This is a genomic window from uncultured Ralstonia sp. (genome assembly GCA_913056305.1).
Taxonomy (GTDB): domain Bacteria; phylum Pseudomonadota; class Gammaproteobacteria; order Burkholderiales; family Burkholderiaceae; genus Ralstonia.
The window spans coordinates 1-10941 of the sequence record CAJXMR010000160.1 but is presented as its reverse complement, the minus strand read 5'-3'; the positions used below and the strand labels follow the sequence as shown (position 1 = coordinate 10941).

General features: G+C 68.3%; 10 protein-coding genes. 7 read left to right on the top strand and 3 right to left on the bottom strand.

The annotated features are described in order from the left end of the window. Positions 1-180: 180 nt before the first annotated feature. Positions 181-1140 (top strand): helix-turn-helix domain-containing protein, encoded by a 960-nt coding sequence (locus QZ609_RS19710; RefSeq protein WP_295498393.1) that lies wholly within the window; start codon positions 181-183, stop codon positions 1138-1140. 13 nt (positions 1141-1153) lie between these two features. On the opposite strand, the gene QZ609_RS19705 is transcribed toward QZ609_RS19710, so the two are convergent. Both QZ609_RS19705 and QZ609_RS19700 read right to left on the bottom strand, forming a co-directional pair. Continuing rightward, positions 1154-1462, bottom strand: a complete 309-nt coding sequence (locus tag QZ609_RS19705) for a DUF1272 domain-containing protein (RefSeq protein ID WP_295498391.1) — start codon at positions 1460-1462, stop codon at positions 1154-1156. Positions 1463-1578: 116 nt separating this feature from the next. Next, complete coding sequence (locus tag QZ609_RS19700; protein ID WP_295498399.1) at positions 1579-3066, bottom strand: MFS transporter; 1488 nt, start codon at positions 3064-3066, stop codon at positions 1579-1581. Between the two features lie 145 nt (positions 3067-3211). Between QZ609_RS19700 and QZ609_RS19695 the strand changes: the two genes are divergently transcribed. The 5 genes from QZ609_RS19695 (at position 3212) to QZ609_RS19675 (ending at position 8010) form a co-directional block, all read left to right on the top strand. Further along, a complete protein-coding gene (locus tag QZ609_RS19695) occupies positions 3212-3823 on the top strand; it encodes a TetR/AcrR family transcriptional regulator (protein WP_295498389.1) in 612 nt (203 codons plus the stop codon). A 45-nt stretch (positions 3824-3868) separates the two neighbouring features. Further along, positions 3869-4900, top strand: coding sequence for a TraB/GumN family protein (locus tag QZ609_RS19690; RefSeq protein ID WP_295498387.1), 1032 nt, complete (start codon positions 3869-3871; stop codon positions 4898-4900). 88 nt (positions 4901-4988) lie between these two features. Continuing rightward, on the top strand, positions 4989-5321 hold the full coding sequence (locus QZ609_RS19685; RefSeq protein WP_295498385.1) for a YnfA family protein: 333 nt from the start codon (positions 4989-4991) through the stop codon (positions 5319-5321). Between the two features lie 162 nt (positions 5322-5483). Then, positions 5484-5792 carry a hypothetical protein gene (locus QZ609_RS19680; protein ID WP_295498383.1) on the top strand — a complete coding sequence of 103 codons (309 nt, stop codon included), beginning with the start codon at positions 5484-5486 and terminating at the stop codon, positions 5790-5792. 70 nt (positions 5793-5862) lie between these two features. After that, positions 5863-8010 carry an ATP-dependent helicase gene (locus QZ609_RS19675; protein ID WP_295498381.1) on the top strand — a complete coding sequence of 716 codons (2148 nt, stop codon included), beginning with the start codon at positions 5863-5865 and terminating at the stop codon, positions 8008-8010. Here the strand turns inward: QZ609_RS19675 and mdtD are convergent, their stop codons facing one another. Beyond that, entirely contained in the window at positions 8011-9618 is a 1608-nt protein-coding gene (gene mdtD / locus QZ609_RS19670) for a multidrug transporter subunit MdtD (protein WP_295498396.1), read from the bottom strand. A 1-nt stretch (position 9619) separates the two neighbouring features. On the opposite strand from mdtD, the gene fumC reads away from it, so the two are divergent. Next, positions 9620-10941 (top strand): class II fumarate hydratase (gene fumC / locus QZ609_RS19665; RefSeq protein WP_295498379.1); only part of this gene is annotated, 1322 nt, incomplete at its 3' end.

Below are 10941 nucleotides of genomic sequence, written 5' to 3'. Positions count from 1 at the left end.
GGCCACAGCGAATTTTCCACCGCCACGGTGCAGGCCGCGCTCGACGCGCTGCGCGACAAGAACCTGATCTGGAAGGAATCGCGCGGCGCCTATGCGCTGGAGGACGAGAGCCTGGCGCTGTGGTTTCGCGAGACGCGCGGCGCGCATGCCGTGCCGCCCAAGCTGGGCGCCTAGCGCTTCATGAAGCGCGTCTTCTTCGTCCTGCTGCCGCAGGTCCACATGCTGGACCTGGGCGGCCCGATGCAGGTACTTGGCTCTCTGGCCGAACTCGGCATCGCCCCCGTTCCATTGCACTGCGTCGGCCCGTGCCGGGAGCTGGCCAGTTCGCAGGGTGCGATGCTCGGCGCGGTCCAGCCCCTGCCCGACCGACTGGCGCACGGCGATGTCGTCATCGTCGTCGGCAGCAAGCTGGCGCTCGATGCGCCGGCCACGCCGGAACAAGCGCAGGTCGCCGACTGGCTGCGAACCGTCGCCACACCCCGCCTGGCGGACATCACGCTTGCCAGCGTCTGCACGGGCGCCTTCCTGCTGGGTGACGCCGGCCTGCTCGATGGGCGCCACTGCACCACGCATCACGATCATCTGGAGCGGCTGCAGCGGCGTCACCCGCAGGCGCACGTGCTGTCCAATCGGCTGCTGGTGGAAGACGGCACGCTGATCACGTCGGCAGGCGTGTCGGCGGGCATCGATCTGGCCTTGCACCTGATCGTGCGGCACTTCGGGGCGGCGACGGCCATCCGCATAGCGCGCGAGAACGTGGTGCCGTTTCGCCGGCTGGGGCACGACCCGGCGCTCGCGGCGCAGCTGCGCTACCGCAACCACGGCCACCCGGTCATCCACGCCGTGCAGGATTTCCTGACCGAACAACCGGCCAGCACGCTTGCGTATGCCGACCTCGCCAGCCGCTTCGCGCTGAGCTATCGCCACCTCGCGCGGCTGTTCCAGCAGGAATGCGGCACCACGCTCAAGCAGTACCAGCAGCAGTTGCGCGTGGACCTCGCCCGCCGGCTGCTGAGAGGCAGCGATTGGCCCATCGAGCGCGTGGCCGAAACCTGCGGCTTTGCCAGCCCGCAAGCCTTTCGCGCGGCCTGGCGGCAGGAAGAAGCCCTCCCGCCCGCGCGCTGGCGCGAGCAGGGTTGAGCGCAACGCGCGGCTAGCGCTGCTCCGGCGGAACCGCCCTGATGGGCGCGGCAAACCGCGCATGGGCGTCGACATCCACGGGGCGATGCTTCACCGTCGTGCTGGCCGGATCGTTGCCGAGGTAGTTGTTGTTCTTCCAGTTCTTCGATGGCCGGATCGGCCGGGGCGCAAAGCCGCCGCCGCAGTTCGGGCAGACGTTGCCGAGCACGGTCTCGACGCACGCCGCGCAGAATGTGCACTCGAACGAGCAGATGCGCGCGTCGGTGGATTCGGGTGGTAGTGCGCGGTTGCAGTGTTCACAGGTGGGGCGGAGTTCGAGCATGGTGTCCTCATGGGGTCGATGCCAGATTCAGGCGTGCCACCAAGATAGCCGCCTGATGCGCAGGCAGCCATCTGGAAACCGGACAGCCATGGAAAGAATCCTGCCACTCGCCAGTCTCACTCCGCGACGCCCAGCCGCATCCGCCCGAGCAATCCGTAGACCACGGCGGCCGACACCACCGAGAACGCCGCCAGCGCATGCGCCAACTGCGCAAACGCCACGCCATATGCCTGCGTCAGCGCCGGGCCGGAGCCTGCCGGCAGCAATGCCAGCGCCGCCGGCACATTGCCCATGGCGGTACGGTGCGCAGCCTCCATCCACGTCGCCGCATTCACGGCATGGGACGGGCCGGCCTGCCCGACGATCAGCGCCGTGAGGGCCGCGCCCACCGCGGCCAGCGCAATCGCCTCGCCGGCCACACGCGTGGTGCTGAAGATGCCGGTCGCCATGCCGGCGCGCTCCTTGGGCACCACGCTCACCGACAGGCCATCCATCAGGCCCCATGCAAAGCCGGTGCCGAAGCCGGTCACGAGCATCGGTGCGATCCATGCCGTGGCCGGCTGCCCGGGGGCGATCTCGCCCAGCCACCAGAAGCCGGTGGCCGCCACCAGCAACCCGGCGCACGTGAGCGTGGCGGCCGACCACCGATGTGCCAATTGCACGGCCAGCAGCGGCACCACCAGCAGCGGCAGCGACAAGGCGATCATCGTGATGCCGGCCTCGGTCTCGCCCTGCCCTTCGATGCCGATCAGGCGCGCGGGCAACACGACCAGCATCACCACGTAGCAGGCCGTGGCCAGCGGCAGGACCTGCACGCCGACGAAACGGCGGAAGCGGAATAGCGACAAATCCAGCATCGGCCGCGCCACGCGCTGCTCGATCGTGATGAACGCCGCCAGCCCCACCGCCGCCGCCACGAACAGCGCGAACACCACGCCGTCGGTCCAGCCGCGCTCGGGCACCTCCATCAGCGCCCAAGTGAGCAGCACCAGCGTGACCGTGAAGCTGGCCCCGCCGGCCCAATCAACGCCGCGCGCCTGCGGGTCGCGCGTCTCGCGCATGCGCGGCACGCCGAACACGAAGGCCAGCGCGCCAACCACCGCGCACAGCATGAAGATGGCCCGCCAGCCCTGCGCCTGGATCAGGCTGCCGGCAATCAGGGGCCCGAACGCCAAGCCCACGCCAAAGGTGGTGCCCAGCAGGCTGAAGGCGCGGATACGCGCGTGCCCGTCAAACTCCTGCGCCAGCGCCGCCGAGCCACCCGCCATCGACAGCGCCGCCGCCACGCCCTGCAGTGCGCGCAGCCAGCCGATCGCCACCACGCTGGGCGCCACCGCCACCCCGATCGACGCCAGCACGAACAGCACGATGCCGCTGGCAAACACGCGCTTGCGCCCAAAGGCATCGGCCATGGCGCCCGCCACCATCAGGCAGCTGCCGAAGGCCAGCATGAAGCCGTTGACCACCCAGTTCAGCGCTGTGGCGCTGCCGCCCAGCGCCCGCCCGATGGCCGGCAGCGCCACCGCCGCGCCGGTAAAAGACAGCGGCAGGACCAGCCCCGCCAGGCACACCGCCGCCAGCACCAGCCAGCGCCCGGCCTGCACGTCCGGGGCGATGGCCAACTGCGCTTGTGTCGTCGTATCCAAGTCGCTGCTCCATTTATGTATCGATCGATACATAAATTAACGAAACGACACGCCCGACGTCAAGGATTAATATATTGCCCAGTACAGAAATCAGGATTTCACGATGGCGACACGCGGACGCCCCCGCACCTTCGACCGTGACGACGCGCTGCGGCGGGCCATGACCGTGTTCTGGGCGCGTGGCTACGAAGGCGCCACGCTCGACGAACTCAAGGAAGCGATGGGCGGCATCACCTCGCCCAGCTTCTATGCGGCGTTCGGCTCAAAGGAGGCGCTCTTTCGCGAGGCCGTCGCCTTGTACCGGCAGACCGCCGGCAGCACCACGGCCATCGCACTGACCGAGCCGGCCACGGCACGCGAATCGGTCGACGCCATCCTGCGCAGCAACGCCATCGCCTTCAGCCAGCCCGATGCGCCGCGCGGCTGCATGGTGGTGCTGGGCGCGCTCTTGTGCTCGGCGCCCAACCAGCAGGTGCAGGAAGACATGCGCGCGATCCGGCTGGAGACCATCGACGCCATCCGCGCGCGCATCCGCCGCGGCATCGACGAGGGCGACGTGCCGGCCGGGGCGAATGCCGATGCGCTCGGCGGCTACTACGCGACGGTGCTCAACGGCCTCTCCATCCAGGCCCGCGACGGTGCGCCGCGCGAGGCGCTGCTGGCCACCGTCGATTGCGCGATGGCGGCATGGGACGCCATGGTGGGCACCCGGTAAACTGCGCGCACGACACCAACGACACTCCCCGGGGGAATTCGCGTGATGGCACTGAAACGCTCGCTCTGGCGCGCGCTACTCCTTGCGACATGCCTGCTGGCCGGCACCACCTGCCTGGCGGCGGAAGGTGCGTCCGCTGATTCCGCTGATGCCCCGCCGCCGGCGACCGGCAACTGCCCGCCGCGCGCTTCCGCCTGGGAGCCCAAGGACGGCTGGCAAGCCGCCGCACAGCGGGCGACCGACCACGGCCTGCTCTGGCGCCTGGAGAAAGGCGGCCACGTCTCGTGGCTGTACGGCACGATCCACGTTGCGCGCGCCGAATGGATGCTGCCCGGCCCCGCCATCCGCGAAGCCTTGAAGCAAAGCGATGCGGTCGCGCTGGAACTCGACCTGACCGACGAGTCCGCCACCAAACGTGCCTTCGACACGCGCAAGGACGCCGCAGACGCGCGCCTGATGACGGGTGCCCGCAGCCAGCGCATGAACCGGCTGATGACCGCGGCCTGCGTGACCGACCCGCTCGCTGCCAAGCTGCGCAAGCTCGCCCCCGCCATGCAGCTCGCGACCCTGTCGGCGCTCGAAGTGCGGGCCGACGGCCTGTATCCCGACTTCGGCATCGACCTGTTCCTGACGGGCTACGCCAAGCGTGCCCAGGTGCCGATCCTGCCGCTGGAGACGGTGGAGCAGCAGTTGCGCGTCTTGGATGAGATCCTGCCCAAGAAGGATCAGGCCCAGCAGATCGACAGCGCGCTCGACGCCATGGAGTCGGGCGAGTCACGCACGCAGATGCTGACCCTGGCCAACGCCTGGGCCGACGGCGATATCGGCACACTGGAGCACTACCCGCAGTGGTGCGACTGCCTGAAGACAGCGGCCGACCGGCGCGCCTTCCGGCACCTGGTGACGGACCGCAACCGCGCGATGGCGGACAACATCGCGCGGGCGCACACGCGCGGCAAGCGCGTGTTTGGCGCGGTCGGGGCGTTGCACATGATCGGGCCGAAGGGGCTGCCAGCATTGCTGGCGGCGCGGGGGTTTGCGGTCACGCCAGTGGTTCCGCCGGCGGCATCCCGTTGATCATCCTTGCCGGCGGGCCGCCGCCCATGCGCGAAGCGACCACCAACGTCAGCCTGTCGATTGAACGCGACACATAACCCTTGCTTCGATGCACCTGCTTCGCATTGCCCTCCTGTTTGCCGTCACGGCCGTGGCGGAAATCGTCGGCTGCTACCTGCCGTGGCTCGTGCTGCGGCAGGGCAAGCCGGTCTGGCTGCTGCTGCCGGCGGCGGCCTCGCTGGCGCTGTTCGCATGGCTGCTGACACTGCACCCGACGGCCGCCGGGCGCACCTATGCGGCCTACGGCGGCATGTACATTGCCGTGGCGCTGGTGTGGCTGCGCTTTGTCGACGGGGCCACGCTCACGCGCTGGGACATCGGCGGCGCCGCCATTGCACTGGCAGGCATGGCGGTCATCGCGCTGCAACCGCAGCACGGTTGATGGGCTGCGCCGCCAATCCGTCGCACGCGATCTTTATGCTTTCCTGACCGCAAAGGAACCCTAAGCCGCGGCGACGATCCGATGGGAGATCATCGCTGTCAGGCACCCGCTCCGTTGCGGGGCGCCGTCAATCCCAACCCTTGCTGCCCGATGGAGCCTCCGATGCCCGCCGCAACCTTCAAACATCTCTTCGTGGCATCGGCGCTGATGTCCACGGCCTTGACCGCTTCCGCGTTGACCACGTCGTCCACCACCTACAGCGATCAGGAACTCCAATCGATGCTCGCCCAAAGCCGGCCCGCGCAACCCAGCCAGGCGGCAGAATCGGCATCGAAGAAAACGCTGAGCATCGGCTTGAGCGATCCGAACACAGAACTCGTGCTGCCTTGGTTCGTGGCGGACCTGGTGAACGCCGTCAATCAACGCACCTCGCCGCGAGACCTGGCGAAGAAGCTCAGGGACGGCATCTGACCCCACGCTTTCTGCTGGCAGGCAACACAGTGCTGTATATTCATACAGTTATTTTCTGTGACGCCCTGCCGTGCCTGCCGCCTCCCCCACCCCTGACACTGCCAGTGCCCCGACCACCCCGGGCTATCTGGCGCAACTGAACGACCAGCAACGCCAGGCGGTCGAGTTCGGCATTTCCGGGGCGGATGCGGCCGAGACCGGCCCACTGCTCGTGCTGGCCGGCGCCGGGTCGGGCAAGACGCACACGTTGGGCTGGCGCGTGGCACACCTGGTGGCCAACGGCGCCGATCCGCAGCGCATCCTGCTGCTGACCTTCTCGCGCCGGGCGGCGAGCGAATTGTCCAACCGCGCCGGCCACCTGCTGGCGCGTGCCATGCAGGGCGAGCGCACGAACAGCGCGCTGAATGCCGCAGGCACTGCGTACCAGACCACGCTGCCTTGGGCCGGCACCTTCCACGGCATCGGCGCGCGCCTCTTGCGCGAATACGCCGAGCGCGTCGGCCTCGCGCCCGACTTCACCATCCACGACCGCAGTGACTCCGCCGACCTGCTCAACGTCGTGCGCCACGAGCTGAACCTGTCGACCAAGGAGCGCCGCTTCCCGCTCAAGCAGACGTGCATCGCCATCTACTCGCGCGCCATCAACGCTGAGAGCCCGCTCGATGCCGTGCTCAAGCAGCACTTCCCGTGGTGCGCGATGTGGCAGACGCAACTGCGCACGCTATTCGATGCGTATGTCGAAGCCAAGCAGGCCCAGCATGTGCTCGACTACGACGACCTGCTGCTGTACTGGCACGCGATGGTGTCTGACGAAGACCTGGCGGCGGAGATCGGCGCACGCTTCGACCACATCCTCGTCGACGAATACCAGGATACGAACCGGCTGCAGTCGTCCATCCTGCGCGCGCTGCGCCCGGACGGCCGCGGTGTGACCGTGGTGGGCGACGACGCGCAATCGATCTATGCCTTCCGCGCGGCGACGGTGCGCAACATCCTCGACTTCCCGCGCCACTTCTCGCGGCCGGCGCGCACGGTGCTGCTGGAGCGCAACTACCGGTCCACACAGCCGATCCTGGATGCGTCCAACGGCGTGATGCGCTTCGCCACCGAGCGCTTTGCCAAGACGCTGTGGACGGACCGCGCCTCGACGCATCGCCCGCGCCTGATCTCGGTGCGCGACGAGGCCGAGCAGGCGCGCTGCGTGGCCGAGCAGGTGCTCCATCAGCGCGAAGGTGGCCTCACGCTGAAATCGCAGGCAGTCCTGTTTCGCACCGCCAGCCACAGCGCGACGCTGGAGATCGAACTCACCCGCCGCAACATCCCCTTCGTGAAGTACGGCGGCCTGAAGTTTCTGGAAGCGTCGCACGTAAAGGACGTGCTGTCGGTGCTGCGCTGGGCCGAGAACCCGCGCAACCGCATCGCCGGGTTCCGCGTCATCCAGTTGTTGCCGGGCGCCGGCCCCGCCACTGCCGCGCGCGTCCTTGACGCCATGGCCGAGGCGGTCGACCCGATCGCCGCGCTATTGGCGTACGCGCCCTCCGCCCGCCTGGCCGGTGACTGGGCCACGCTGATAGCGCTGATGGAAACCCTGCGCCGTCCGAAAGACAGCCTGGCATGGGCCAGCGAACTCGAAGCCGTCGGCACCTGGTACACGCCCCACATGGAACGCCTGCACGACGATGCCGCCGTGCGCCGGGGCGATCTGGACCAGCTCGCCCGCATGGCCGCCACCTACGCCACGCGCGAGCGCTTCCTGACCGAGATGACTCTCGACCCGCCCGAGCTGACCAGCGATGAATCCGGCGACCCATACCGCGATGAGGACTACCTGATCCTCTCGACCATCCACTCGTCGAAGGGACAGGAATGGAAGGCGGTGTACGTGCTGAACGCCGTGGACGGCTGCATGCCGGCCGACCTGGGCGCCGGCTCGCATGAAGAGCTGGAGGAGGAGCGCCGCCTGCTGTACGTGGCGATGACGCGCGCGCGTGAGCATCTGGACATCCTGGTGCCGCAGCGCTTCTACGTCACGCAGCAGACGCCCAACGGCGATCGGCACATCTACGCCTCGCGCACGCGCTTCATCCCACCCGCGCTGCTGCCGCTGTTCGAGGCCTGTGCGTGGCCGCCCCCGGAGCCCGGTGCGGACCCGGCGGCCGAGGCGCGCGCCGCCGCCAAGGTGGACCTGACCAAGAAGATGCGCGGTTACTGGAAGTAGCTACTCCGCTTCCAGGCCAGCGTGCTTGGCGGCCTGCGTCGATTCGCTGGTCGACAGCTGCGCGAAGATCCAGGCCGCCGCCGCGGTGATCAGCCCGACGCAGATGAAGGTCTTGTGGAAGGCGCCGAGCGTGTCATGCGCCTCGCCCGCGCCAGCAAAGTCGGTGAAGCCGGTCAGCAGCGCGCCGGCTGCGGCCACGCCCAGACTCATCGACAGCATCATCACCATGGAGAGCATGCTGTTGCCCGAGCTGGCGTGCGGCCCGCTCAAATCCTTGAGCGTGAGCGTGTTCATGGCGGTGAACTGCATCGAGTTGAAGGTGCCGAACACAGCCAGCTGGACGATGCGCAGCCACAGCGGCCACTCCGGCGTCACCAGCGCGAAGCTGGCCATCATCAGGCCCACCATCAGCGTGTTGCCGAACAGCATGCGCCGGTAGCCATAGCGCTTGATGGCCCACGTGCCCACCGGCTTGGCCGCCATGCCGGCCGCCGCCACCGGCACCATCATCAGGCCGGCCTGTAGCGGTGTGTATCCGAGGCTCACCTGCAGCAGCAACGGGATCAGGAACGGCATGCCGCCGCTGCCGATGCGGGCGAACAGATTGCCCAGGATGCCGATGGAAAAACTCGGCACGGCAAATAGCGAGCGCGGAAACAGCGGCCCAGCCACGCGCCCCGCATGCAGCCAGTACGCCGTGAGCGCGGCCAGCCCGAAGATCAGCAGCACCAGCACCGTGGCATGCTTGAAACCGAGCTCCGACAGGCCATCGAGCGAAAACGATACCGCCGCCATGCCGAAGGCGAGCATGGCGTAGCCGGTCCAATCGAAGCCGTCGCCGTTCTCCGCATAGACGTCCGGCATGATCTTGAGCGTGACCAGCGCGCCGATCACCCCCACCGGGATGTTGATCAGGAAGATCCAGTGCCACGACACCGCCTCGACCAGCCAGCCGCCCAGCGTCGGGCCGATCAGCGGACCAATCAGGCCCGGGATGGTGACAAAGCTCATGGCCGGCAGGAACTGCTCGCGCGGCACCACGCGCAGCACCGTCAGGCGCCCGACCGGCATCAGCAGCGCCCCGCCCACGCCCTGCACCACGCGCGAAGCAATCAGCATGGTCAGGCTGCGCGACTCCGCGCACAGCAGCGACCCGACGGTGAACAGGAAGATGGCCGCGAAGAACATGCGCCGCGTGCCGAAGCGATCCGCCAGCCAGCCCGAGGCGGGCATCAGCATGGCGGTGGTCAGCGTGTAGGCGATGATCACCGATTGCATCTTTAGCGGGCTTTCCGACAGGCTGCGTGCCATGGCCGGCAAGGCGGTGTTGACGATGGTGGAATCCAGCGTCTGCATGAACAGGCCGACGGCGACCAGCCAGAGCAGCGGTTGTAAGGACTTGTCTACGGAGGAGGACATGGGGGCGAGGGAGGCAGCGAAACTTCGGACGGCGGCACGGCAAACGCAGCCGCCATTGTGGCGCGCCCGCCCGGCAGCCGCAAACCCGCGCAACCAAGCGCAGCAGTTTGCGCATCGTCGCCCTACGCCCAACAGGGGCTTGGCTGCGCGCCTATACTGAAAGGCGTTTTCCCCTCCCCTGCCCGCCATCATGAACACCCGTATCGAACGCGACACCTTTGGCCCGATCGAAGTCCCGGCGGATCATCTATGGGGCGCGCAGACGCAGCGCTCGCTGCAGAACTTCGACATTGCCGGCGACCGCATGCCGCGCGAGCTGATCGACGCGCTGGCCCGCATCAAGCGCGCTAGCGCCGCCGTCAATCAGCGCCTGGGGCTGTTGCCCGCCGAGAAAGCCAACGCGATCATCGCCGCAGCGGATGAGGTGATCGCCGGCAAGCATCCGGGCGAATTCCCGCTGGTGGTCTGGCAGACCGGCTCCGGCACGCAGTCCAACATGAACATGAACGAGGTGCTCGCCAACCGCGCCAGCGAACTGCTGGGCGGCGAGCGCGGCGAGGCCCGCCTGGTGCACCCGAACGACGACGTCAACCGCAGCCAGTCGTCCAACGACGTCTTCCCGACCGCGATGCACGTGGCGGCTGTCACCGCCGTCACGCGGCACCTGCTGCCCTCGCTGCGCACGCTGCGCGAGACGCTGGCGCACAAGGCCATCGCCTTCGACGACATCATCAAGATCGGCCGCACGCACCTGCAGGACGCCACACCGCTCACGCTGGGCCAGGAGTTCTCCGGCTATGCCGCGCAGCTCCAGCACAGCGAGACCCACCTGAACGCCGCGCTGCCGCACCTGTGCGAGCTGGCGCTGGGCGGCACGGCCGTCGGCACGGGCCTGAACGCGCCGGCCGGCTATGCCGAGCAGGTGGCCGCCGAGCTGGCCCAGCTGACCGGCCTGCCCTTCGTCACCTCGCCCAACAAGTTCGAGACCATGGCCTCGGCCGACGGGCTGGTGCACGCGCATGGCGCGCTCAAGACGCTGGCCGCCAGCCTCAACAAGATCGCCAATGACGTGCGCTGGCTGGCCAGCGGCCCGCGCAGCGGGCTGGGCGAGATCTCGATTCCCGAGAACGAGCCCGGCTCGTCCATCATGCCGGGCAAGGTCAACCCCACGCAGAGCGAAGCGCTGACGATGCTGTGCGCCCAGGTGTTCGGCAACGACGTCGCCGTCAACGTTGGCGGCGCATCGGGCAACTTCGAGCTGAACGTGTTCCGCCCGATGATCGCCTACAACTTCCTGCACAGCGTGCGCCTGCTGGCCGACGGCATGCGCAGCTTCAACGACCACTGCGCCGTGGGCATCGAGCCCAACCGCGCGCGCATCGACGAGCTGGTGCAGCGCTCGCTGATGCTGGTGACAGCGCTCAACCCGCACATCGGTTACGACAAATCGGCGCAGATCGCCAAGAAGGCGCACAAGGAAGGCACCAGCCTGCGCGAGGCCGCGCTGGCGCT